At 66.5% G+C, this 23,686-nt stretch carries 19 protein-coding genes and 2 riboswitches; of the genes, 10 read left to right on the top strand and 9 right to left on the bottom strand.

Annotation, left to right across the window (positions count from 1 at the left end; translation table 11 throughout):
• Nucleotides 1-179: 179 nt before the first annotated feature.
• A riboswitch (cobalamin riboswitch) is annotated at nucleotides 180-387 on the bottom strand.
• A gap of 207 nt (nucleotides 388-594) precedes the next feature.
• A riboswitch (cobalamin riboswitch) is annotated at nucleotides 595-785 on the top strand.
• Nucleotides 786-997: 212 nt separating this feature from the next.
• From HNO88_RS10965 to cobU, 9 genes are read left to right on the top strand one after another with little or no spacing between them, the layout of a single operon-like run.
• Nucleotides 998-2,920, top strand: a complete 1,923-nt coding sequence (locus tag HNO88_RS10965) for a TonB-dependent receptor plug domain-containing protein (RefSeq protein ID WP_246381559.1) — start codon at nucleotides 998-1,000, stop codon at nucleotides 2,918-2,920.
• Entirely contained in the window at nucleotides 2,921-3,328 is a 408-nt protein-coding gene (locus HNO88_RS10960) for a DUF1636 domain-containing protein (RefSeq protein ID WP_184245029.1), read from the top strand.
• Complete coding sequence (gene cobT / locus HNO88_RS10955) at nucleotides 3,325-4,341, top strand: nicotinate-nucleotide--dimethylbenzimidazole phosphoribosyltransferase (protein ID WP_184245027.1); 1,017 nt, start codon at nucleotides 3,325-3,327, stop codon at nucleotides 4,339-4,341. The genes HNO88_RS10960 and cobT overlap by 4 nt, the downstream gene beginning before the upstream one ends.
• Nucleotides 4,338-4,907, top strand: coding sequence for a histidine phosphatase family protein (locus HNO88_RS10950; RefSeq protein WP_184245025.1), 570 nt, complete (start codon nucleotides 4,338-4,340; stop codon nucleotides 4,905-4,907). The genes cobT and HNO88_RS10950 overlap by 4 nt, the downstream gene beginning before the upstream one ends.
• Entirely contained in the window at nucleotides 4,904-5,614 is a 711-nt protein-coding gene (locus tag HNO88_RS10945) for an adenosylcobinamide-GDP ribazoletransferase (protein WP_184245023.1), read from the top strand. The genes HNO88_RS10950 and HNO88_RS10945 overlap by 4 nt, the downstream gene beginning before the upstream one ends.
• Entirely contained in the window at nucleotides 5,611-6,576 is a 966-nt protein-coding gene (locus HNO88_RS10940) for a threonine-phosphate decarboxylase (RefSeq protein ID WP_184245021.1), read from the top strand. The genes HNO88_RS10945 and HNO88_RS10940 overlap by 4 nt, the downstream gene beginning before the upstream one ends.
• Nucleotides 6,569-7,534, top strand: coding sequence for an adenosylcobinamide-phosphate synthase CbiB (gene cbiB / locus HNO88_RS10935; RefSeq protein ID WP_184245019.1), 966 nt, complete (start codon nucleotides 6,569-6,571; stop codon nucleotides 7,532-7,534). Before HNO88_RS10940 ends, cbiB begins: the two co-directional genes overlap by 8 nt.
• The gene (locus HNO88_RS10930; RefSeq protein WP_184245018.1) at nucleotides 7,522-8,979 is read left to right on the top strand and encodes a cobyric acid synthase; all 1,458 of its coding nucleotides are present in this window, start codon (nucleotides 7,522-7,524) and stop codon (nucleotides 8,977-8,979) included. Before cbiB ends, HNO88_RS10930 begins: the two co-directional genes overlap by 13 nt.
• Entirely contained in the window at nucleotides 8,979-9,512 is a 534-nt protein-coding gene (gene cobU, locus HNO88_RS10925) for a bifunctional adenosylcobinamide kinase/adenosylcobinamide-phosphate guanylyltransferase (RefSeq protein WP_184245016.1), read from the top strand. Before HNO88_RS10930 ends, cobU begins: the two co-directional genes overlap by 1 nt.
• Before the next feature lie 2 nt (nucleotides 9,513-9,514).
• Here cobU and HNO88_RS10920 read toward each other — a convergent pair whose 3' ends face one another.
• From HNO88_RS10920 to HNO88_RS10885, 8 genes are all read right to left on the bottom strand, one after another.
• Nucleotides 9,515-9,814, bottom strand: a complete 300-nt coding sequence (locus HNO88_RS10920) for a hypothetical protein (RefSeq protein ID WP_184245014.1) — start codon at nucleotides 9,812-9,814, stop codon at nucleotides 9,515-9,517.
• 125 nt (nucleotides 9,815-9,939) lie between these two features.
• Nucleotides 9,940-10,518, bottom strand: a complete 579-nt coding sequence (locus tag HNO88_RS10915; protein WP_184245012.1) for an ATP-dependent Clp protease proteolytic subunit — start codon at nucleotides 10,516-10,518, stop codon at nucleotides 9,940-9,942.
• Nucleotides 10,519-11,076: 558 nt separating this feature from the next.
• Nucleotides 11,077-11,346: a GlsB/YeaQ/YmgE family stress response membrane protein gene (locus HNO88_RS10910; protein ID WP_184245010.1), complete on the bottom strand. Its 270-nt coding sequence runs from the start codon at nucleotides 11,344-11,346 to the stop codon at nucleotides 11,077-11,079.
• Between the two features lie 122 nt (nucleotides 11,347-11,468).
• On the bottom strand, nucleotides 11,469-12,494 hold the full coding sequence (locus tag HNO88_RS10905) for a spore coat protein U domain-containing protein (protein ID WP_184245008.1): 1,026 nt from the start codon (nucleotides 12,492-12,494) through the stop codon (nucleotides 11,469-11,471).
• An 8-nt stretch (nucleotides 12,495-12,502) separates the two neighbouring features.
• Nucleotides 12,503-17,527 carry a carboxypeptidase-like regulatory domain-containing protein gene (locus HNO88_RS10900; RefSeq protein ID WP_312857054.1) on the bottom strand — a complete coding sequence of 1,675 codons (5,025 nt, stop codon included), beginning with the start codon at nucleotides 17,525-17,527 and terminating at the stop codon, nucleotides 12,503-12,505.
• A gap of 63 nt (nucleotides 17,528-17,590) precedes the next feature.
• Nucleotides 17,591-18,679 carry a DUF11 domain-containing protein gene (locus HNO88_RS10895; RefSeq protein WP_184245006.1) on the bottom strand — a complete coding sequence of 363 codons (1,089 nt, stop codon included), beginning with the start codon at nucleotides 18,677-18,679 and terminating at the stop codon, nucleotides 17,591-17,593.
• Nucleotides 18,680-18,733: 54 nt separating this feature from the next.
• Nucleotides 18,734-19,216 carry a hypothetical protein gene (locus HNO88_RS10890; protein WP_184245004.1) on the bottom strand — a complete coding sequence of 161 codons (483 nt, stop codon included), beginning with the start codon at nucleotides 19,214-19,216 and terminating at the stop codon, nucleotides 18,734-18,736.
• Nucleotides 19,213-20,184 carry a hypothetical protein gene (locus HNO88_RS10885; protein ID WP_184245002.1) on the bottom strand — a complete coding sequence of 324 codons (972 nt, stop codon included), beginning with the start codon at nucleotides 20,182-20,184 and terminating at the stop codon, nucleotides 19,213-19,215. The genes HNO88_RS10890 and HNO88_RS10885 overlap by 4 nt, the downstream gene beginning before the upstream one ends.
• A 325-nt stretch (nucleotides 20,185-20,509) precedes the next feature.
• Here HNO88_RS10885 and HNO88_RS10880 point away from each other — a divergent pair, with 325 nt between their 5' ends.
• Nucleotides 20,510-21,868 carry a DUF6683 family protein gene (locus HNO88_RS10880; protein WP_184245000.1) on the top strand — a complete coding sequence of 453 codons (1,359 nt, stop codon included), beginning with the start codon at nucleotides 20,510-20,512 and terminating at the stop codon, nucleotides 21,866-21,868.
• A 69-nt stretch (nucleotides 21,869-21,937) separates the two neighbouring features.
• On the opposite strand, the gene HNO88_RS10875 is transcribed toward HNO88_RS10880, so the two are convergent.
• The gene (locus HNO88_RS10875; protein WP_184244998.1) at nucleotides 21,938-23,284 is read right to left on the bottom strand and encodes an ABC1 kinase family protein; all 1,347 of its coding nucleotides are present in this window, start codon (nucleotides 23,282-23,284) and stop codon (nucleotides 21,938-21,940) included.
• Between the last annotated feature and the right edge of the window lie 402 nt (nucleotides 23,285-23,686).

The raw sequence follows: 23,686 nt of genomic DNA, 5'->3' as shown, positions 1-23,686 counted from the left end.
CGATCACGCGAAAGGGTGCGATAGCATGCGAGCCGGGACGAACGAAGCTTCGCCTCCGGAAGGTCAGTGGTTCGACATGACTTTACGCTCCCCTTCGACGCGACACACGGATGTCGTCCGTCAAGGGTCCTGCCCGCACATGCGAGCCCCTCGTCCGCCCGGTACATCCCGCCCGCGCAGAGAAACGACGGCATCGGGCCGGTTTCCTGACTTGCCGGATCGAACGCGCTGGTCGCCGCCTTCTCGAGGGACGAGCCCCCAATGGCATAGTGGCGATGCGCTCACCGGTTACAGTTGCGGGAGCAGTGCCGGCTTGTGGCGCTTTGCAGGCGCCAGCCCGGACTTCCCGATTAAGCTCTCTCGAGCACCCGATACAAGCGAGGGGATAAGCGAAGTCGCGCGGCGCTGCAAGCGGGCTGCTCATGGCGTCATCGACACCGACAAACCGAACTCGTCGCCTCGGTCTTGATTCGGCGCCCCGCTTCTTCGGTTGCCTCGCTTGAGATCAAGAAGGAAGCGGGATCCCGGCCCAACGGGGGGATGACGTGAAGGAGGAGCATACAACCACTCTTGCACTCGCCTCATACGCACAGTATCGGCCGCGCCGCGACAGGTTCCCCGCGAGGGGATCAAAAGGGAACTCGGGTGAAAGCCCTGGGCTGCCCCTGCAACTGTAAGCGGCGAGCCATCCGGCCACTATGCCATTGGGACCATCAGTCCTGAGAAGGCGGCCGGAACGGCGCTGACCCGCAAGCCAGGAGACCTGCCTGACGCAGTCGTTCTTCATCCGGGCAGGGTGCACCGGGTGTTCGAGGTCCCTTGCCTTTCGGCAAGGGTCATCCCTCGCGCAACGACAGCAACCGCCTTGCCGGGTGATCCCGCGCAAGGAGGCGTCATGTCGTGCCCTCGCCTTGCTGCGTCGGCTCTCGCGCGCACGCCTTCTTGCAACGGATCGACCGGCCGGGTCCGAAGCCGTTTGCAAGAAGGGACACACGTCTTGCCCCGTACCGTACCACTCGCCGTCCTGTCGGCACTTTCGACCCTTGCCGCCTCCCCTGCCCTCGCTGACGAGGCTCCAGACCAGAGCATCGTCGTCACCGCATTTCGCACGCCGGTCGCACAAGCTCGCAATTCCTCAAGTGTCACGGTGCTGGACGAAGAAGCGATCGTGAAGGCCCAGCCGATCGCGGTCGGCGACATCCTCCTGCGCACACCCGGCATCAGCCTCTCGCGCAACGGTGGCTACGGCACCGCCACCTCGCTGCGCATCCGCGGCGCCGATGCGGGCCAGACCGTCATGGTCATCGACGGCATGCGCCTTGCGGATCCCTCGTCCACTGCCGGCGGCTACGCCTTCTCCAACCTGATGCTCGACGATATCGAGCGGATCGAGATCCTGCGCGGGCCACAGTCGATCCTGTGGGGCAGCGATGCGATCGGAGGCGTCGTCAACGTCTCGACCCGCAAGCCCGAGAAGCCGCTCGAGGGCAGCATGGCCATCGAGGCCGGCACGCACGAGACGGTTTCCGCCCGCGCCGGCATCGGCGGCACCAGCGAGCGCGTGGACTGGCGCGTCGCCGGCTCGACTTTCACCACCGACGGCATCTCGGCGCGCGCGAACGGCACCGAGGACGACGGCTTCACCCGACAGGCCGCGAGCGGCACCGCCACCGTGCGCCTGGCACCCAACGTCAGTCTCGACTTGCGCGGCTACTGGGCCGACGCTCGCAACGAGTTCGACGGCACCAGCGGGGACAGCCGCGTCTATGGCACCACCGAGGAGTGGTCCGCCTACGCCGGGCTCAACTTCGCGCTGCTCGACGGCAAGCTGGTCAACCGCCTGGCCGTGCTGCAGACCGAGACCGACCGGCAGAACTTCGATCCCGCACGCCGCATCCGCCAGATCAACTTCGATGCGCATGGCCGCGTCCGCCGCTACGAGTACCAGGGCACTTACCACGCCGCCGAGATGCTGGACCTCGTGTTCGGCGCCGAGCGCGAGGAGCAGCGGATGACCACCGCCTCGCCCGCCAACACGCTGACGCCCTACACGCTGACGCCGACCAAGGCCGACACGGACAGCATCTACGGACAGGCCCGCGTGACCCCGCTGACCGGGCTGACGCTGAATGCCGGTGCGCGCTACGACCACCAGTCACGCTTCGGCGGCAACACCGTGTTCAGCGCCGGCGCGGCCTACACGCCCAACCAGGGCGCGACCGTACTGCGCGCCAGCTACGACGAGGGCTACAAGGCACCGTCGCTCTATCAGCTGTTCAGCCTCTACGGCACACCCGACCTCGCGCCCGAAAAGGCGAAGGGATGGGAAGTCGGCGCCGAGCACCGCTTCGGCCAGATCTTGCGTGCCTCGGCCGCGTGGTTCCAGCGCGATACCGACAACCTGATCGACTTCGCCAACTGCCCGACCCGGGGTACGCTGCCCGCAGCGTGCTTCGTGCCCGGCACCACCACCAGCCGCATCGGCTACTACGCCAACGTCAAGGAGGCACGCGCCCGCGGCCTGGAACTGACCGGCTCGGCGCGCTGGAACGTGCTGTTCGTCGAGGGCAACTACAGCTGGATCAAGGCCGAGGACCGCAGCGACAACGCCGCGTTCTACGGTCGCCAGCTCGCCCGCGTACCGCGCCACCTGGCCAACGTGGAGGGCGGAGTGGAGCTTCCGGCGGGCCTGCGTGCCAGCGTCGCCGCGCGGTATTCGGGCAAGACCTTCAACAGCGCCAGCACTACCGAAGTGCTGGATGATTACTGGCTCATAGACTTGCGCGCGCAATGGCGCGTGGCCGAGGCGCTGACGCTCCAGGCACGCGTCGAGAACGTAGCCGATGAGGATTACCAGACCACCAGCGGCTACGGCTCGCTGGGCCGGACGATCTACTTCGGGGTGAGGAGCCGCTTCTAGATGCTGGAACCGGTCGAACCCGGAGCGGCCGTCGTGGTCTGCTCCACTTGCCGCTTCTCGGCCGAAGCGCGCGAGGACGAAGGCGGGCAGCGCGGCGGCGCGCTGCTTGCAACCGCGATGCGCGCGGTGCAGGCGGAGGAGCCGGAGCTTGCCGGTGTTGCGGTGCAGGAAATGCCCTGCCTGTTCTCGTGCCAGCGCCATTGCTCGGTGCACATTCGCGCTCCGGGCAAGGTCGGCTACGTGCTGGGCGACTTCGTGCCCGACCGGGCCTCGGCCCAGGCCATTCTCACTTACGCGTCCCGCCATGCCGCCAGCGAGGAAGGCGTGGTGCGCTACGCCGAATGGCCCGAGGGCGTGAAGGGCCACTTCATCGTGCGCACGCCTCCGGATGGATACCTGTGCACATGATTGCCTTCGCCGACCGCTCCGCGTTCCTCCATGCGATCTCGAACATGCCGATTGCATCCGATGCGGCAGCGCGCGCCGCGCGAGAGCGGCAGGCGGAACTCACCAAGCCTGCCGGTTCGCTCGGACGGCTGGAGGAGATCGCCGTCTTCATGGCGGGCTGGCAGGACGATCCCAGACCGAAGCTCGATCGCGTGTGCGCCACCGTGTTCGCGGGCAACCATGGCGTAGCGGCCAGAGGCGTCAGCGCCTTCCCTGCCGAGGTCACGGCGCAGATGGTCGACAATTTCCGGAGCGGCGGCGCGGCGATCAATGTGTTGTCGCAGGCGGCCGGCGCGAAGCTGACGATCGTTCCCCTCGATCTCGATCGCCCCACCGGCGACATCGCGAGCGAGGCGGCCATGAGCGAGGCCGAGTGCCTCGATGCGCTCAACGCCGGCGCGGCAGTGGTGTCTTCCGACACGCAGCTGCTCGTCGTCGGCGAGATGGGTATCGGCAGTACCACGCCCGCTGCCGCCCTGTGTGCCGCAGCCTTCGGGGGCGATGCGGCGCAATGGTGCGGCCAGGGCACGGGCGTGGATGGCGCAGGACTTGCGCGCAAGATCGATGCCGTCGACCAGGCTCTGGCTCTGCATCGGCCACATTGTTCCGATCCGTTCGAGATGCTGCGCCGGCTCGGCGGGCGGGAGATCGCGGCCATGGCCGGAGCCATGCTCGCAGCCCGGCTGAGGCGGATTCCCGTTCTGCTCGACGGCTTCATCACTTGCGCCGCGATCGCCCCGATTGCTGCGCAGCATCCGCAGTTCACCTGGCACTGCCTCGCCGCCCATTGTTCGGCCGAAGCGGCGCACCAGCTGCTGCTGGACTGCCTTGGACTGGAACCCCTGCTACGTCTCGACATGCGTCTGGGCGAAGGCAGCGGTGCTGCACTTGCCGTGCCGCTCGTCCGTGCAGCATTGGCGACCCACGATCGCATGGCCACTTTCGCGCAAGCCGCCGTGGCGAGAGCCGGGTGAGCGAACGCATCCTCCATCTCCTGCGCCATGGCCCGCCGGCGCGCACCGGGTTGCTCCTCGGCCACAGCGACGAGCCCGCGATGACCGCGGACTGCCCGCGCATGCTTGCGCTCGCCTGCGCGCTGCCGCTGACGGAGATCGTCACCTCGGACCTCAGCCGCGCGGCACATCAGGCGGCCACGCTCGCCCAGCGGCTGGACTTGCCGCTCACCCTCGATCCACGCTGGCGCGAGTTGGACTTCGGGGCCTGGGACGGGCTTGTGCCCGAAGATGTCGACAGGGAAGCTCTCCAGCGCTTCTGGGCCGACCCGGAAGCCCATGCTCCGCCGGGCGGCGAGCGTTGGTCCTGCCTGCGAGCGCGAATAGCCGCCGCACTTGAGACACTTGCCAGCCAGACTCTCGTCGTCACCCATGCGGGGGCGATGCGCGCCGCCGTGTCGGCGCTGACCGGCCTCGATCATCGCGGCGTCTGGGCAATCGACCTGCCCTACCGCGCACTTTTGACCGTGCGCATCTGGCCGGATGGGTCGGGGCAAGTCATCGCGTTGCACGGACCGGCAGCATGAAGGCGCTCGTTCTTGCCCTCCAGTTCATGACGCGCCTGCCCCTGCCGCAATTCGCCGCAGAGCCGCGTCACATGGCTGCGGCGATCCGATGGTTTCCAGCAGCCGGCATCGTTATCGGCGCCTGCGTGGCTGCGGCCGGGTGGATCGGCCTGCAAAGTGACTCCTGGGCCGGCGCCCTGCTCGCACTGCTGGCCTGGGTGGCGATCACGGGCGCGCTGCACCTCGACGGGCTGGGCGACATCGCCGACGCCGCTGGCGCTGCGCACGGTGACCGCAGCCGCATTTCCACGGTCCTCGCCGACCCTCACATCGGCAGCTTCGGCGTGGTCGCCATCGCATTGCAACTCGTTTCCAAGCTGGTGCTGTGCCGCCTTGCGCTCGAGGGGCCGCTCCTGCCGCTGATCCTGATCCCCACGACCGCCCGGGTCGGTCCCCTGCTCTGGACGCTGACCCTGCCACCCTTGCACCAGGGCCTGGGCAGCACGTTCGGCGCCGGTGCGAGTTGGAGCGCCGCCGGCTCCTGGCTGCTCGTTCTGGGAGCCATGGGAGCCGCCCTGGCGCCCGCCTCCCTCTTGGCGCTGCCAGCCTTCGCGCTGTGGGGGTGGTGGTTGCGCCAGCGGATCGGCGGCATCTCGGGTGATGGTCATGGCGCCGGGATCGAGCTGGTGGAAACCGCCATGCTTGCCGCGCTGGCGTTCGCGGCATGACCTCGATGCACACGCATCACGGCGGACGCCTGTCCGATGCACGCGCGCGATTCGGTGGTGCGCCGGGGGACTGGCTGGATCTGTCGACCGGCATCAACCCGGATGCGTGGTCGCCGCCTGCGAACGCCACCATAGACTGGCAAGCCCTGCCCGATCCTTCCGCTCTGGCAGAACTCGAGCGGACGGCTGCGCGCCACTTCGGTGTAGCCCCCCAACTTTGCCTAGCCGTGCCGGGCAGCGAAGCGGGCTTGCGGGCACTGGGTCACATCCTGCGCTTGCCGGGCGAGCACCGCCGGCCTTGCTACAGCACGCACATCGACGCTTTCAGGCCGGGCGCAGCCGATCGCGAGGCGAGTGTGCTCGTGATTGGCAATCCCAACAATCCCGATGGTGCGCTCACGTCCCGGCAGGACCTGATGGCCGCGCTGGCGCAGCAGGAAGAGAGAGGCGGCTGGCTCATTGTCGACGAAGCCTTCGTCGACTGCGCACCGGACCGGAGCGTGGCCGACCTTGTCACGGACGGGCGCCGGCTGATCGTCACCCGATCCTTCGGCAAGTTCTTTGGCCTCGCCGGCGTGCGGCTCGGCTTCGTCCTGGCTCCAGGGCAGGTGCTCGACGAAACGCGCCGCTTGCAGGGCGAGTGGCCGGTGTGCGCCGCGGCGCTGAGCTTCGGTACGCCGGCCTACGGGGATGACGCCTGGATCGCACGCACCCGGGCGTTGCTAACGACGACAGCAGACAACCTCGACGCGATGCTGGAGCGGCACGGCCTCCACGCGCGGGGCGCCTGTCCGCTGTTCAGGCTGGTGGAGACGCCGAACGCGCAGGAACTGTTCACCGCGCTGGCCCGGCAACAAATCCTCACGCGCCCGTTCGCCGATCAGCCATGCCTTCTCCGCTTCGGCTTGCCCGGCGGCACGGATGCCCTCGCAAGGCTGGATAGAGCGCTTGCTCGTGGCTGAACCCATTGCCCTCGTCGCGCTGGCGATCGACGCCGCGCTGGGCTGGCCGGCAAGGCTGTACCGACGGATCGGCCATCCCGTGGGCGCATTCGCTCGCGTCATCGGGTGCCTGGAGAAGCGATGGAACAAGCCGGGCAACAGCACGCGAACGCGCAGGCTGCTCGGCCTCGCGTCCGTGGCGATCCTGGTCGCGTTCAGCGCCGCCGCCGCCATGCTGCTGGAGTGCGGGATCCGTCAACTCGCCGGCCGCTGGGCTTGGCCGTTGGTGGCTCTGGCCGCTTGGCCAGCGCTCGCACAGCGTAGCTTGTTCGACCACTATCGCCCGATCGAGCACGCGCTGGCGCACCATGACCTGCCGGCTGCGCGCGCGGCCGTCAGCATGATCGTCGGGCGCGACACGGCAGGGCTGGACGAACCCGGCATCGCCCGCGCAGCCATCGAGAGCCTGGCCGAAAGCTTCTGCGACGGCGTCATCGCGCCGCTGTTCTGGCTCCTCGTGGTTGGGCTTCCGGGTGCGTGGGCCTACAAGGCGATCAACACCGCGGACAGCCTCATCGGCCACCCCGAAGAGTCGCTGCGTGCCTATGGCTGGGCTGCCGCGCGCATCGACGACGTGGCAAACCTGGTGCCGGCTCGCCTGTCGGGAGCGCTGATCTGTCTGGCTGGCGCAGGCGGCTGGCGCACGCTCTGGGGCGACCACGCCCGGCATGCCTCACCCAACGCCGGCTGGCCCGAGGCAGCCATGGCCGGAGCGCTGAACGTGCGCCTGGCCGGCCCCTTGCTTTACGACGATGTGCTGGCCGACAAGCCGTGGATCGGCGATGGTGTCGAGGCGGACCTTGGTGCGATGCGGCGAGCGCGCCACATCTTCGTTCGCGCGTGCGGCCTGGCCTGGTTCGCGACGGCCTCGATCGTGGCGGCCCCAATCGTGACAGGAGATGTCAAATGGCTGCCGTGATGCTGCAGGGGACCGGCTCGGACGTCGGCAAGTCGGTGCTGGTCGCCGGCTTGTGCCGCGCGCTCGCTAATCGCGGCCTGAGTGTCCTCCCGTTCAAGCCACAGAACATGTCGAACAACGCGGCGGTCACCGTCGATGGCGGCGAGATCGGGCGCGCGCAGGCGCTGCAGGCTCTGGCCGCGCGGGTCGAGCCGCATACCGACATGAACCCCGTCCTGCTCAAGCCGCAAGCGGATCGCACCTCCCAGTTGATCGTCCACGGCCAGGTGCGCGGCACGCTGGGTTCGGCCAACTTCCGCGAAGGCCGCCGCAACCTCCTGGCCGACGTGCTGCAAAGCTGGGAGCGGTTGCGGACCCGGTGCGATATCGTGGTGGTCGAGGGTGCCGGCTCGCCGGCCGAGATCAACTTGCGCGAGGGCGACATCGCCAACATGGGCTTTGCGCGGGCCGCACAAGTGCCGGTCGTGCTGGTCGGCGACATCGATCGGGGTGGAGTGATCGCCTCGCTGGTCGGCACCCGCGCCGTCGTCGATCCGGAAGACGCAGCCATGATCCACGGCTTCATCGTCAACAAGTTCCGGGGCGATCCGGCCCTCTTCACCGATGGCTATGCCGCCATAGAACAGCGCACCGGCTGGCGCGGTTTCGGACTGGTGCCCTGGCTATCCGCCATCGCTCGCCTGCCCAGCGAAGACGCGGTGGTGCTCGATCGCGGCCTGCGGCGCAACAGCGGACGGATCGTCGTCGCCTGCCCGATGCTGCCGCGCATCGCCAACTTCGACGACCTCGACCCGCTGAAGGCCGAGCCCGAAGTCGACCTCGTCATGGTGCCACCCGGCCAGGCCATCCCTGCCGAAGCAGCGCTGATCGTGCTGCCCGGCTCCAAGGCCACGATCGCCGACATGCACTTCGTGCGGGCGCAAGGGTGGGACATCGACATCCTGTCGCACCATCGGCGCGGTGGCATGATCCTGGGGATCTGCGCCGGGTACCAGATGCTGGGGCAGACGATCTCCGATCCGCTGGGCATCGAAGGTGTGCCGAGCAGCGTTCGGGGGCTCGCCTTGCTGGATGGAGAAACCGTGCTGGGTGAGCGCAAGACGCTGCAGCGTGTGACCGGCATGGCACTCGGCGCGGCCTTCGACGGGTACGAGATGCATATGGGTACGACGGTTCTTCCCGCGCAGGCACCGTCCTTCGCAGCGCTCGACGGCGGGCGACGTGACGGCACGATTACCGCTGATGGGCTTGTGGTGGGGACCTACTGCCACGGCTTGTTGGCCTCGGGCGAATTGAGGCGCGCCTTGCTGAGCCGGATCGGTGCGGCGAGCGACGCGAACGATCACCACCGCATCGTGGACGAAGCGCTCGATGAACTGGCATGCAATCTGGAGGAGTGCCTGGACATCGACGCACTGATTGCTCTGGCGAGGCAAGCTGGCTGATGCGATCACTCTTCGTCATCGGCGGCGCACGCTCTGGCAAGAGCCGGTATGCGCAGCAGCGCGTCGAGGTGCTGCCCGGCAAGCTCGCCTTCATCGCGACGGCGCAGGCCCAAGACGACGAGTTGGCCGATCGCATCGCGCGCCATCGCGCCGATAGAGGGCCGCGCTGGACGGCCTACGAGGCGCCAATCGCGCTGTGCGACGCCATCGAGCACGCCAGCCGCGAGTGCGAAGCCATTCTGATCGATTGCATGACCTTGTGGCTCTCGAACCTGATGCATGCCGATGCGGACATCGCCGCGGCAACGGCAGATTTGATGGCCGCGATTCGGGTATGCTCAGCGCCGCTGACGATCGTCTCAAACGAAGTGGGTGGCGGTATCGTCCCCATGAACGCACTCGCGCGACGGTTTCGCGATCATGCGGGCTGGCTGCACCAGCAATTGGCCTCGGTGGCTGGTGAGGTCGTCCTGGTCACCGCCGGTTTGCCGCTGCAACTCAAATGCGCCGAGCCATCGGCGATGCAGCGTTGAATTTAGCCCGCCGCGACCGCGTGGCGGTCGATGGCGACGGAGCGCACCTGACGCCGGAGTGGCGCTTCTCTCACGCCCACGGCGGGTTCGCGGGCGGGCTGGAGCACGGATATTACCGAGGGACGCTGAGCCGGCTGCTCCATGTTCTCCAGCAAACGACGCTCCGCAAGCTCGCGATGGCGGGCAAGCGCCATGCAGATCGGACCGGTGTCTCCATGCGTATGCCAGAAGCCCGACACCTCGGCCAGCAGCACCCGCAGTTCCTCGGCGGCTTCCCGATCGGCGTCCGTCACGGCGTGCATGGTCTCAGGCTCCTCTTCGTCCTTGCAGCTACAACCACGCTACGCGGCGAAGGTTCCTGAACACACTTAGGTCAATTCCCTGATTACCATAGAAAAACAGGAGTCCGGACCAGCGCGCGACCGGGTCAGATAATGCCCGCGATGAGGCCACAGTCGAGGGCCTCGCGTGCTTCCACGTACCAGTTGGCAGGAGCTTTCTCGAGCACCTCTTCCATGGTGACGCTGGAGTTCCGGATCAGGTTCTGGAAGCCTTCGTTCTGGATCGCGATGGACTCGTTGATCTCGTTGAGCGTGGCCTGCAGTCCTGCGATGCATGTCGTCAACGGACCTTCGACGTTCAACTGCGTGCTCATCTTGCGCTCGTGGATCATCAGCCGCGTGCCGCGTGTGAGATAGCGGTTCTCGGACGCGAAGAAGCTCATGAACGTGGTCCCGGCCGAATAGACCGCCGCCTTGCCGAGGAACACGAAGCGGCATTCCGGCATGACCTCGCTGTGAAAGCGCACGTCTTCGCCCATGATCCGCGCGACTTCCGGATCGCCGCCCAAGGTCGTCAGCTCCACAACGATGAGGCCCGACTGCGGGGCGTTGCTCAATTGCTGCCGAAAGTCAGCGTACATCTGGTAATCGACGGATCCGGACAGCAAAATCGCGGGGTTGACGAAGTTCTTGGCCTCCAGCTGGGTGCCGGCCGGGTCTGACATCGATCGCGTCCTTATAGTTTGGCGGAGTGGTGTGCCGGTCGGCAGTCGCGAAAATGCGCCAGGAGGCGCAGCGTTCCTTGAAATCGTGAACGATTGAAGTGGATCAAGACGATTGTGTGAGATGACTGCTCACCGGATGAGCGAGCAGGACGGCAGCCCAAGCGGCCGCCGCCTGCGCGCAAGCCGAGATAATGTTCCGGAACAGCCACTTGCATCTTGAAAGCACTCTGCTGCCCGCCCACCTCCTATGCATCGTTCAACAACGGAAAGGAGGTGGTCTGATGTCTCATTGTCATATGCCGCGCGCAGCGGATCAGATGAGTTCGGCCTCCGTCCCGGGGGCACGGCTCGACTGAGCTGCTGCGTCATGCAGGACAATGGAAGGGCCGCCTCGCAAGGGGCGGCCCTTCGCATTTACACTCTTGAACGTTCGAAAACGCGCACGCAGCACATGCAACGAAAAACGGGCGTGCCGCCGTTCTGGCAACACGCCCGTTCCGGTACAGCGACCTGACGCCACGAGCAGGACGAACCTGCTCCCGGCGCCGGCCTCTGGAGTTACCGCACCGAACGGCGGGTAAACAGGTTCACGATCGCCAGCAGGATCACAGCGCCAAGCAGCGACACCAGCAGCGAGCTGAGGCTGAAGTCACCGTTCATGATGTTGCCGCCGCCGATCAGCGGGTTGAGCAGGAAGCCGGCCAGCACCGCACCGACAATCCCGACGACGATGTTCAGAATGATACCTTGTTGAGCATCACGGCGCATGATGATGCTGGCGAGCCAGCCGATGATGCCGCCGACGATGATTGCGAGGATGAGTGTCACAGCAGTTCTCCCTAGACTTAGTGAGGATTAAACTGCCCAGCATGCCCGCAGGTTCCACAAGGTAAATCACGTGAAATCCGCGCACGCGCTCACCCACATTGCTGTAAGAGGTTTTTGCAGCCTCATTTCGTTTTCAGGGCAACGGAAAGACTGAAGCGAGAACCCGCTGCCATCCCGCCCTTGGGCCGCACGCGGACATTCGTCACCGCTGCTTGCGAGACGGAGTCACCTTGGACCGGTACATAGTTCCAGCTTGCCCCACTATCTGACGAGAAATCGACGTCGTCCGTAGTGCTGCCGGGCGCGGTGTAGCTCAAGGCAAGGGTCGAGGCCGGCGTGCCATCGGTGAAGAGCAGGAACGAGCCCGTCCCGGTACCATCGCCATCCAGCGCGACTGAGGTCCCGCTGGGGACGGCCAGGTTGAGCCAAAGCGTGTTGCTGTCCACCGGCACCAGGTCCGGGTTGGTCACGCCGACGATCATGCGGCGCTTGCCGCCGGGAAGCGCCTTGGGATTGCTGGTGCCGTTCACTGGGTCCCAAGTCGTGCCGGTACTGGTAGTGAGCAGGACCGATTTGGCGCCGACGGTCATGGTCACTTCGACGACCGTGATCACGTTGGTACCCTGAACCGGAGTGCCCAGGCAGATCAGCAGCGCGTTGACGCCCGGACACAAGTACCAGTTCCAGGTCATCGTGATCCGGTCGGTGTAGATGCCCGGCGGAGGCAGCGCGCCACCCGACGGCTTCACGTAGATGGGCAGATCCGCGTTGCTGCCACCTAGCAAGCCGAGCACGTTCAGCAGGTTGTTCTGCATGTAGTCGATCGTGCCGTTCTGCGTGAACGCGGCGGCGCCACCGGGATCGGCCGACGCGGCATAGGCGATGGCGTTCGTCCCGTTCATCAGCTTCATGCCGTTCTTGCTCTGGAACTTGGCGCGTATGTAGTTGATGCCGAGGAGGACGATGGCGCTGGTCGGACAGGTCAGGCCCGCTCGACTGAACTGCGAAGGGATGGCCGCCTGCTTGACCGACTGAGCCGAGAATGTGCCGAAATCCGTCGCGAGCGAGGGTGTCGCGGTGCACGCCTGTGCCGACCCGGCGCTGAAGGCGAGCAAGGTGGCGAGCAGCAGCGCTAAAACGCGGGACATGGTCCGGCTCACTTGGCTGCTCCCATGATCTGCCGCGCTGCCGCGCTCAACGATAGCTGATCGAACTTCATCCGCATCGTCACGAACGGTCCCTGCCGCGTATAGCGCGCTTCCGCGAAGTCACGATCGTGGAAGCCGCGCAGGTTATAGCCGGCGCTCATCCAGACCCCGTTGCCGGGCGAGAAGCCGAGCGACGGCCCCAGGCTATAGCTGGTCGCGTGGCTCGACCAGCTGTGCTGGCGGCTGGCCTGGATGCCGATGTCGAAGCGCGGGCCAAGATCGCGGCGCAAGTCGAAGCCGATCACGTCGATGAAGCCGGTATAGCCGTCGTCACCGAAGCGGCCGATAACGTACTTGGCACCATGGTAGAAACTCGCCTCCCACCCATGACCATCGCCTTCGGCGCCGGTGCGGTAGTTGACCGCCAGGTTGTTGACGAGGCGGGTCGAGATCTGCCCGCCGCCGATCGCATTGATTGAACCCACGAGATTGCTCGACCGCACATCTGCGTCTGCCCGCTCGCGGCGAAGTTCCAGCCGTTCCAGGACCGACCAGCGGCTGTCGAGTGGCCGCAAGGCGAGTGCGACGTCGGCCGAGAGAAAGGCCGCGACCCCGCCGTCGCGCTCCGTGACCTCGTAGGCACGCAGGCCCGCAGCGAGGGTCTTGCCCTCGCCCAGGCTGCGCAACGCGCTGGTGGTCACGCCCCAGCGGTTCGAACGCGAGCCCCGGCGATACTCGGCGCGACCGTTCCAGCTCCAGGTCTCGCGGCGATACGTGGCGCCAAGTGTGAAGGCCCGGTGATCACCATCGCCGCCATCGCGGTCGAGCATGCCGCCGATCGCACGCGGATGCAGCGGGTTGATCACGCCATCGGGTGCAAGCGTGCCACTGACGGTGGTGGTGGCGTCGACGGTCGCGTCCACCGTCCAGTGCTTGCCCAGCGGGACAGACTGGTTAAGCCCGTATTGCGCGAAAGTGCGCGCGCCGTTCTCGCCGATCGCTTCCTGCGCCACGGAGCCCAACAGCTTGCCGCCTGACCATGGCGCGACATTGAAGCCCAGGCGGGTCTGGTGCGCCTTCACGTCGCTGGCGGCGATCTCGTGCTCGGCGATCAGGCGCACGCCCTGCTTCACCTGATACGCCACGCCAAGCTTATGACGTACCGGAAAATCGATGCTCTCGTCCTTGCCGCCGAGGGCAAGCTGGGTTTCGCCGAAAATCTCAAGATCCTGGCCGAACGGGCGCTGGCTTCCACCAAGGGTCAGCAGCCGGGAATCGCGCTTCTGACCACCGATGCCGGTGTCCGAGGCGATCTGCGCGCCGGCGTAGACGGTGCCGGTGCGGGTGCGATACTCAAGGCGCGCATCGGCGGCGATGCGGCGCCCGGCATCTTCCAGATTGGTCTGGTGCCAGGCCGAGCCGGCAAGCGACAGGCGATCGGTAAAGCGCACCTTGCCATCCACGCCGATCTTGCGCGTGCCCGCTTCCACGCCGTTCTGCTGGCCGAGACCGAAGCCGCTGTCCTGCTGGCGGATGTAGGCGCTGGCATCGAGGTCACGGCTCTGGTGGATAACTTCCGCTTCGAAGGCACGATCCTGCGAGAAGCCGCGGCGACCGCCCGTGGCCGCTTCGGCGTGCACTTCGGTGCCCCTGCCCAGCCTGGCCTTGAGGTCGACACCCGCGACAGTCGCGGCAGGCGCGCTCTCATCCCGCAGCACGCTCGCGCCCACTTCGACGCGGTTCTCGGCCACGCGCACCGCGGCGCGGGCGCCCATGACCTTGGACCTGGAGCGACCTAGTGCCGTCTCGTACTCGGCGACGATGAAGATCGGGTTCAGGTCTGCATCTCGGCTCAGCACCGGTTCGCGGAAGCGCAGCGTGCCGGCATCGGGGTCGATGTCGTAATCGATGTGGCGGGTCAGCTGCTGGGTGCCGACGATCCGTTCCGAGCGGTAGCGATCGCGCGTCTCCAGCCGCACCTTGTCGCTGTTGGGCACGATGCCTTCGCCGCTCAGGCGATAGGGACCGGATAGGCCGTTGCCCTGGATCTCGTCACGACCGTAAACCTGGCGGTTCTCGGCCGCGAAGCCGGTGAAAGTCACACGGTTGCCGTGGTATTCGGCGCGAACGCCGTTGAGGGTGCGATTGTAGCGCATCAGGTTGGTCTCGGTCATGCCGGTTTCGAAGTCGCCGAACAGGGCGCGGAACTCCTGGCGCTCCAGGCGCAGGTAGAGCTTGCGGGTGGTCGCCGCGTCGAAGATCTGGCGCGAGCCGTCGCCGTAGACGGTGTAGTAGCGGTCGGGATCGATGGTGCCGAGCAGGCCGCGGTCGGGATCGTATTTGCGGTCGCTGTCATAGGCCATCGTCAGCAGCCAGCTACCCTTGATCCGCCCCTTGGCGTAGAAGCGCAGCTCGCCGTCGGTCACCACCTCGTGCTTGCCCGTGGTGTTCAGGGCCGAGGCGTGGGTACGCAGCGTATCGTATCCCAGCGTGCCCTTGCCGAAGCCGACGACCGTCCAGCCTTGCGCCGCGGCGGTCAGCCAGGAGGCGATCGGCACTTCCTTCGTCTTGCCGCTTTCGTCCAGCAGCGTGGTGATCTTGACGGCGCCGGCCTGCATCGTCGGTGCCAGAGCAAGGAACGCCAGGCCCTGGTCACCCGCCACGCGGGCGAAAGCGGGCGCGCCGTCCAGGCCGGCGAGCTGGCGCTGCGCCTGAACGTCGCTCTCGATCGCCGCCTCGTAGGGCTGGTCGACGCGAAAGCCGATCGTGGTGCCGGCGCGGACCGGCTTGCCGTCACGGTCGGTCACTCGCACTGCGACAAGCGGGCGCGACAAGCCGTCGGCGATCAGGCGCGACTGCTCGGCCACGTACTCTGCGCGCACCGGCTCGGTGGCGAAGTGGACGATGCGGGTCAGCGTGGTGGCAAGGCTGCCATCGGCTTCGAGCACGCGCGCTTCGAGCAGGTTGTCGCGCGGGCCAAGTGGAACGCCGGTCCAGACCGACACCGCGACGCCCCGCGCCTCGTCGGCGCTGGTGCCATCGAAGGTGACGGGATCGACCGCATGGCCGTTCACCTGCAGCGCGATGCGTTGCCCGGGCTTGTGCTTTACGACCACGCGCTGCGCCGGGGCGCGCGGGTTGTGGTCCATCGCGGGGAACAGCCAGTCGACACCGGGCGTCGCCTCCTGCAGCCACTCGCGACCACCGCCGGCGGCGTCGGCGTCGCTCATTAGGGTGATCGGCAGAGCATCCTTGTCCGCAGCGACCGCCCCTGTCCGACGAAGCTGGAAGTCGACGCGGGGCAGGCTTCCCCCGCTCGCCTCGACGAAGCGCGAGATCGCACTGCCGGCCTGGCGCGTGTCGCGGTCGCAAGCGACCGGCTCATGCGTCGCGGCGATGCTGTGGCGGTCAAGCTGGACGACGTGCGTTCCGGCCTTCACGCCTTCGAAGTGGTACAGTCCGTCGCGATCGGTGACGGTCTGAGCGCCATCCTCCAGCATGATGCGCACGCCCGCCACGCCCTTGCGGTCGCGCAACGGATCGCCGCAATCGCCTTCGGTCACGCGGCCGACAAGCGTCGCCGCATCGCTGAACAGCAGCGGCTTGATACGGATCGCGGCGATCGCCTCGTTGCTCGTCGCCCCGCCCGAGAAGGCTTGCGCGCGGTTGACGGCTTCGCCCTGGCGTGCGCCGGGGCTCACTTCGACGACGTAGCGGATGTCGAGCGTGGCTGCACCGGCAAGGGCGCCGGCCGTGAAGGTCAGCTTGGAGCCGTCACTTGAGATCCGAGGTTCGACCGTGCCGCGTGTGCTGCCGCGGCGATAACGCAGGCCCGGCGGCAGGCTGTCCCGGATCGTGGAAGCCGGCAGCGTGCGTCTTGCATCGCGGTTGGTCAGCCGCAGTCGGTACTCGACAAGATCGCCGGGCGAAGCGGCGCGGGCCGATGCGGTCTTGTCGAGCAGAAGCTCGCTGCTGAGATCGGGGTCGAGCGGGATGTCCACGCTCAGCGGCTCGGGAGAGTCGAGCACGAACCTGCGGCTGAACGAGGCATCGCTGATGTGATAGCGCCCATTCGGGCCGTTGTAGGATGCAAGCTGCTGAGCGGTCGCGGTCGATGGTCCGCGGTATCCGGGGGGCGGGGTGACAATGAGGCGATAAGCCCCCGCGTTCATCAACGGGAACCGAAACTGTCCACGCTCCAACTGGTACTCGAACCCGCTCGAGTCCTTGACGCGCGACCCCGTCAGCAATGTCGATGGATAGGCACTGACGCCATCGTCCCCGATGACGGTCGCCGGCAGCCCGGTGGCGTCCTCGACCACACTGACGCGCGCCCCCTCGATAATCGCGCCGGTAGTGCTGTCGAAGACGAAACCAAGCGGGTCGATCAGCATGGAGCTGGACGAAGCCAGACTGTGCTCGTCTTCGGAAAAGCTCAGCGTGAAAACGCGTGCGAGTTCGAAGTGGAAGTTGCACGGGCTGTCGACAAGTTCGGTCCGCTCGATCTCTGCCAGACCCGGAACCGCGCCGGCGAACACGCCTGTGTCCGGGCCGGTCTCGGTCAGGATCACGCGATTGGTCGTATGCGCCGTGGCCATGATCCAGGCGGTCTCGCGAACAGCGGGATCCCGATTGCCGCCTTCATTCTCGAGGACGATGACATAGGCCTTGGCAATATCGAGCGACCCGAGCGGAGCTGCACTGTCGACTTCCTGCTGGTTCACCGCGAACGTCTTGAAGGTCGGCGGCGATCCCGAGACGCAGGCGTCCTTCAAGTCCTCGCCGAAAGTATAAGTCGGATCGATGCGGCGGAAGCTCAGCTTCGTCGGGCGCTTGGCACGGCGGCCCACCGGTACAACATCCAGCGTCGTGGTGTTGGACGCGATCGTCTTCACCTCCGCACTCGTCGGCACGCGGTACCTGAACACAGCCGTGTTCTCCACGCGCGTCTGTGCATCCGCAGGCGCGGCGATGATGCTCGTCAAACCCAGCAGGGCTGCGGCTTGGCACAGGATGCGACGGAGTTGGAGCACGACTTTCCCCTGCTCCGGCGAGCACCCTGCCCGCCGGAGTTGGTCTTCAGCGCTGCGGCGAGGTCAGTTGACGGTGACGCGGAATGCGGCCGTGAGCGATACGCCCACCGCCAGGCTCGGGATGTCGCCGCGCACGACACTGCCGTTGAACGAACCGCCATAAAGGTCGGACTCGTCCGTGCCGGTGGTGTCGTCGTCTTCGGTTGTACCGTTCAACACGCAATGTCCGCCGGACCCGACGCCGCCGACGGCCAGCGAGTTCGGAATGTAGGTGGTGCCGGCCGGCAGCTGGTCGGTGACGCTGACGGACGTGGCGATCCCCGGACCGGCATTGCTGACCGTCAGGCAGTATTCCACCACTGCACCGGGAATGGCGCGGGGATTGACCAGGAGATTGATGGGATCGGATATGACGCGCGCCGTTTTCGTCATCGAAACGGCAGCGGTGCCGATCTTGTAGGCGTTGAATGCTCGACCGATACCGTCGCGCGCCAGGTCAAACGTGCCGCTTGCGTCGGCAAACACGATGTCCATGGTCGAGGGAGAATCCGCCTGCAGCAGAGAAGTGGCGACCAGCGTCGTACCCTCGGTACCTGCCTGCCCACCCGCGGCCGCTTGTGCGGAGAGCGAAACGATGGCGATGTCCTCGCCCGGCACGTTCGGCACGTTGCCGACCAGGAAGACCGTTACCGAGGTATCCGGACGCAGCTCGTCGATATAGGTCGCGGTGTCGATGCCGGCTTCGTACGTGCCGTTGCCGTTCACGTCGACGAAGACCCGCAAGTTGGACATGTCGAAGTTGTCCGCGCCCAGGATCGGGATCGACAGGTTCTGCTGATCGGGGGTCAGGTGGAAGTCCTGCGTGGCGTTGGTGAGATTGGTCACCTGGAACGCCGTCACCTGGTCATTCGTACCGATGGCCGTTTGCGTGATCACGCCGCCGGTGACGGTCAGGTTGACCTTCTTGTCGACCACGAAGGTGGCCACGTTGGAATCGACGCTCTGCTGCGTGCCGCCGACCGAGTAGCTGACGCTGGCCTGGTTGGGGATGCTGGTGCCCGCTTCCGTGCCGGCAGCCTGCGCGGTGCCCGACCAAGCCGCGAGCGTTGCACTGCCGCACAGCAGCGCGGATTTGATGACGATGTTGCGCATATCTCGATGGTTCCGATGAGTTGGAGGGTTCGTGCTGAGTTGATGTCGACTTCGTTATTTGACCGATGCCTCGTACGAGTACCGAGCCGCTGCTCCCGCAGGCACCTGGCCGTGCACCAGCCACCGCACGGCGCGGACCTGATCGGCGCGCGCCGGTCGCCCGGCGACGGTCAGCGCGGCAAGCGGGGCGAAGTGCGCGCCGTCGATCGACACCTCGGGAGCGGGTGAGCCCTCAGCCGGACCATGGTAGGAAATGTTCGCGGGCACCGGGTTGCTGACGACCATGCCGCTGACCGGCTGGGCCAGGTGGTTCTTGTATACGGTACGAAAGACGACGCGATCGCCGGGAACGACGTGGTTGGCCGGCACCAGCGTGATGCGCGTTGTGCCATCGGCCGCGGCGCTCTTGTGTTGCACCAGGACGCTGTTGGTCAGCGTCACGCCGGTAGTCTTGGCTTGCGCGGGCGCAAGGATGACGATGCTCGCAAGAGCAGCCAGCGCACTGCTCCCGATCGCAAGGGAATGGATCTTGATCATAAGATGGTCACCTGGAAGGTCACGACGCGGGTCGTGGGTTGGCTGATCTCGCCCAGGGCGATGTGTATGGCCGCGCCGTCGAAAAAGGCGGCGTCGGCATCGGCGACGTCGCTGACGGCGATGTCCTCGATCTGGATGGAACCGGGCACGAAGGCCGTGCCGACCGGAATGGGGTCGACGATTTCGGCGTCGGACAGGACCGTCCCCCCGCCGGCGGTCAGCGCCAGGCGATAAGTGACGACCGCGCCAGAGACGGGCGCGGCGGTTCCATCGGGCGCACGCACCGTCTGGGACTTGATCAGCTGCGCCACCGATCCGCCGGAGCCGACGCCATAAGCGATCGGCAGCGTCGCTTCCGCACGGGTGCGACCGACCACGGCATCGCTGCCGCGGTCGCCTTTGCCGGCGAAGAACGTGCCCGGCGCTCCGCTGCCCGTCTCCGCGCGCGCCGTGATCGTCGCCCCGCCCGCGCCGGTCGGCAATCGGGCGAACCGCAGCAGCAGATTGAGCTGCGCGCCAGGTGCCAGCAGCGGAGTGGGCTGACCGGAAAGGGTGATGTCGACGGCAGGGTCGTACGCCCCGTTTCCGTCGACATCGATTGCGACCGTCGGGGCGACTTCCTGGCTTGGATCGGCGGCTTCCAATTGGAAGGCCTCGTCGCCATTGCCGGTGTTCGTCAACACGAAGGGTATCGCGAAAGTCGCTGCATCGCGGCCATCGAGCCGCACCGTCTCAGTCCCGGTGTTGCGCAGGGTGATATCCAGGATCTCGTCGACTTCGGTAGCCACGGTGTTCGAGGTCGTGGAGCCGCTTGCGCCTTCCATCTGGTACGAGGCGGAGGCCGTGTTGGACACGGCTGTACCTGCGAGCGTTGCCGCTTGGGCGTGCGGCACGGGCAGCGACAGCAAGGCAGCGGCCAGGGCGCCGAGCCATGTCTCCTGCTTGCTACTGACTGTCTTGCTCGCCACCAATTCGCACCCCTGCTGGTTAAGACCAGATGACGGGAGCACGGTTAATGATGTGCAGCGGGGCGCGGTAAATGCGGCGTTTTTAGACTAAAGTCTAATGACTTAGCATAACTACTTAGTTGCTCTCATGCCGCGGAGATGCATGACTGGATTAGCTGCAAAGCCCGCGGATCGCTGCACGAAGTTTTCGACCTGCCGGTTGTCTTGAGCGGTGCGCCCGGCTTCTTTACCTGCATCCGGGCACGGTTCGTCGCAGATCGGTTCGCCCGCAAGCACGGTGGCATAATCACCTGTTCCTCCACGTGGCAGCCGAGGAGATACGCCGTTGAACGTCCGAAATGCCTTCAGCGCGCCGCTGGTCCTCAGCCTCCTTCCGCTCGCCGGAGTGCTGGCGCTGCCGGCAAGCGTGGCGGCGCAGGCGCCCTCGCCCACGCACTTCAGCCGTGACCCGGCGCTGCTCGAAGCCAAGGAGCAGCAGCTGATCGCGGCCACACGCGCGCAGAATCCCGCCATGGCCGATGCGCTGCAGAAAGCCTTCAGTCAGGACATCGTCGCCCAGATCGCTCCGCAGCTGAAGACCGTAGGCCTCGACCCTGATGACATGGCGGACATGACGACGATCTACTGGGTGAATGCCTGGGAAGCTGCAAACGGCGTGATCGGCAGCCAGCCCGATCGGGCTCTGGTCCAGGGTGCACGCCGCCAGATCGCCGGGGTGCTCGCCAGCGACGCCCGCCTTGCGCAGATGACCGACGCACAGAAGCAGGATGTGGCCGACACCATGCTTATCCAGGGCCTGCTGGTCGATGCGCGCATGCAGGCCGTCGCCAAGCAGCCTGCCGGCCAGCGCCAGCAGATGAGCGACACGATCGCCGGCGAGGCGCAGCAGTTGCTCAAGACCGACTTGCGCGCGGTCACCCTCACCCCCCAGGGCTTCAAGCCCAAGAGCGCCGCAAGCGCCACTCCGGCAGCCCGTAATCCAGCGCTCATGCCATCAGGTGCCGCACCGGCTCACGCGGAGAACTGGACGAAAGTCGAAGGCGTCTATTTCCGCTCTGCCTTCATCTCCGGCGTGGGCGGGATGATGGTGCAGGACTTCGAGCCGCTCGTGCTGTTCCGCGACGGTACCTACTACGCTGTCGACGACGCGGCGCTGGAGGACGTGGATCTGGCCGCCGAGCACGCGAGAAAGCCGGGCCGCTTCGGCAAGTGGCAGAAGGCGGGCACGCGCTTCACCCTGATCGACGATGACGACAAGGACGGCAAGTCGGACCCGGTCGCGTTGCAGGACGGCCAGTTCTTCAAGGCCTTTCCCGCGGAGGCAAGCGGCGGCAAGCTCGCCGCCACGTACTCGCGCGTGTCAGGCGGTGGCAATACCGCGCTGGGCGGCGACGTGATCGTTGGCGGTCGCACCGACATCTCCTTTGCGGCCGATGGCAGCTTCGGCCGAAAAGGCAGCAGGGGCGGGCTGAACACCGGCGCATCGACCGGGGTGGGCGTCAGCGTCCACGGCAAGAACGCCAGCGCCGGCCGTTACCGGATCAAGAACTATACCATCACCATGACCCAGGCGGACGGACGAACCGAACGCAAGTTCTTCGCCTTCGGCTCGCACCATAATCCTCCCGCGCTCGATACGGACATGATGTTCATCGGCGACCGTGTCTACGTCGTCATGGATTAGAGCCGCCCCGCAGCGGTTTCGGATCGACCGACAGCAACTGTGGGTAAACCTCGACATGCCATTGCGCGCTCACACACTTGAAGACGGGCCTTCCGAGGCGATTGCGCTCGCGGCCAGCTCGCGAACCGGGACGCGCGCCTTCAGCCGTGCCGCAAGAAGCGCGGTGCCGCTCACCTTGCGCTGCACGAACAAGGTTTCTGCGGGCGGAACGTGCCAGGCGCCCTTGTCGGCGAGAAGGCGCTCGGCCTCCTGGCGCACTACCGGTACGAAGGCGCGGTCGCCAAAGTCGAAGGGACCGGGTCGGTTCATGGCAGCGTCGATGGCGACGATGATCCGGTCCAGCGCCGGTCGGTGCGCAGCGACGGCACCTTGGCCGATGAAGCCGGCGGTCACCGCGGTTTCACGCACCCGGTCCAGATCGCGCGCGAGGCCCGCCTCGAGCAGCGCCCGGTAAGCGTCCGCGGTGTCTGGGGCGACGGGTCGTGCGGCGCCGAAGTCCAGCAGCACCAGCCTCTTCGCCTCGGGCTGCCAGCGATAGTTGGCGAAATTCGGATCGGTTTGCATGACGCCGAACACGAACAGCTCGCGCAGGACGAGCTCGATCAGCGACGTCATCGCCGCATCGCGATCGTCCTGCGGCGCTTCGCCCAGTGTCTCGATCGCACTGCCCTCGACGAAGCTCATCGCCAGCACGCGCGATGTCGTGAGGGCCTCTTCCAGCTCGGGCACGACATAGCGCCGATCGCCTGCGAGCAGCGCCCCAAAGCGCTGCAACTCGCGCCCTTCCCGCAGATAGTCCGTCTCCTCCACCAGCTGGCGCTTGGCCTCGGCGAGCAGCGGCGACAGGTCGATAGTCGCGGGCAGCAGATTGGAGAGACGGAGCAAGGTCGCGACATTATCGACATCGGCATCGATGCTGTCCGCCACGCCGGGGTATTGGACCTTGATCGCCAGCACACGCCCGTCGGGCAGTGTCGCCCGGTGGACCTGGCCAATCGATGCGGCCGCGATCGGCGTCGCCTCGAAACGTTGGAACCGCCGGCGCCAGTCGGCCCCCCACTCACGCTTGAGCACGCGGTCGAGCTGAGCCGGCGGCATGCGCTGCGCTTGGTCGCGCAAGCGCGCGAGGATGGTGGAGAGCTCGGCCGGCAGCACGTCGCCCGCATCCATCGAGATCATCTGCCCCAGCTTCATCGCCGCGCCGCGCAGGTGGGCCAGGCGATCGGCCAATCGGGCAGCATTGGCTGGCGTCAGGATCAGGTCGCCAAGCCGCGGCCGCTCGCCTTGGACCAGCCTCCTGGCACCTTCCACCATGATACCGCCGGCCACTCCGCCGGCGAGCCGCCCGAAACTGCCGAGGCGCGCCAAACGCCCGCTAGGCACCGCACGTGACCTGGGATCTCTACTGTCCGTCATGCCGACATAGCCGAATGCAGGGCCGGAGGTTCCACAAGGCCGCCGCTTCGCCCCTGAGGGTAGATGCAACACGGCTCGGAGCGTCGGTAAGACTTGGCGGCGAACCCGAGCTTCCAACTTACAGCGCGTTCAACTCTACCGGATCGCCTCGCCGATGCCGACCTCCGAGAACGTCGGTTCCAAGCTATTGTCGAAGAAGCTAAGGATTGGCCTGTCCAGATTGGTCAGCCCCGTGTTGACAGCCCGAAGTCCCACCCATAGGGTCGACGATGACGCACAAAAGGGTGCGCATGGGAGGGCGCCTGGTGCTAGCGACGCAAGTCCGAGAACAGCAGAGCCCGTACTCGGCCGCAGGATCAGTGCTTTGAATTCGTTAGTCCTGCATAGATCAGATCGCGGAAG

Origin of the sequence: Novosphingobium chloroacetimidivorans (assembly GCF_014204535.1) — a bacterium.
Taxonomy (GTDB): Bacteria; Pseudomonadota; Alphaproteobacteria; order Sphingomonadales; family Sphingomonadaceae; genus Novosphingobium; species Novosphingobium chloroacetimidivorans.
This window is presented reverse-complemented; position numbering and strand designations above follow the sequence as displayed.

Excerpts from the sequence above, each read along its gene's own strand:
- HNO88_RS10875 (WP_184244998.1), bottom strand. The coding sequence starts at position 23,284 with ATGACGGACAGTAGAGATCCCAGGTCACGTGCGGTGCCTAGCGGGCGT.
- HNO88_RS10890 (WP_184245004.1), bottom strand. The coding sequence starts at position 19,216 with ATGATCAAGATCCATTCCCTTGCGATCGGGAGCAGTGCGCTGGCTGCT.
- HNO88_RS10915 (WP_184245012.1), bottom strand. The coding sequence starts at position 10,518 with ATGTCAGACCCGGCCGGCACCCAGCTGGAGGCCAAGAACTTCGTCAAC.
- HNO88_RS10905 (WP_184245008.1), bottom strand. The coding sequence starts at position 12,494 with ATGTCCCGCGTTTTAGCGCTGCTGCTCGCCACCTTGCTCGCCTTCAGC.
- HNO88_RS10930 (WP_184245018.1), top strand. The coding sequence starts at position 7,522 with ATGGCTGCCGTGATGCTGCAGGGGACCGGCTCGGACGTCGGCAAGTCG.
- HNO88_RS10920 (WP_184245014.1), bottom strand. The coding sequence starts at position 9,814 with ATGCACGCCGTGACGGACGCCGATCGGGAAGCCGCCGAGGAACTGCGG.
- cobU (WP_184245016.1), top strand. The coding sequence starts at position 8,979 with ATGCGATCACTCTTCGTCATCGGCGGCGCACGCTCTGGCAAGAGCCGG.
- HNO88_RS10940 (WP_184245021.1), top strand. The coding sequence starts at position 5,611 with ATGACCTCGATGCACACGCATCACGGCGGACGCCTGTCCGATGCACGC.
- HNO88_RS10945 (WP_184245023.1), top strand. The coding sequence starts at position 4,904 with ATGAAGGCGCTCGTTCTTGCCCTCCAGTTCATGACGCGCCTGCCCCTG.
- cobT (WP_184245027.1), top strand. The coding sequence starts at position 3,325 with ATGATTGCCTTCGCCGACCGCTCCGCGTTCCTCCATGCGATCTCGAAC.
- HNO88_RS10895 (WP_184245006.1), bottom strand. The coding sequence starts at position 18,679 with ATGCGCAACATCGTCATCAAATCCGCGCTGCTGTGCGGCAGTGCAACG.
- HNO88_RS10960 (WP_184245029.1), top strand. The coding sequence starts at position 2,921 with ATGCTGGAACCGGTCGAACCCGGAGCGGCCGTCGTGGTCTGCTCCACT.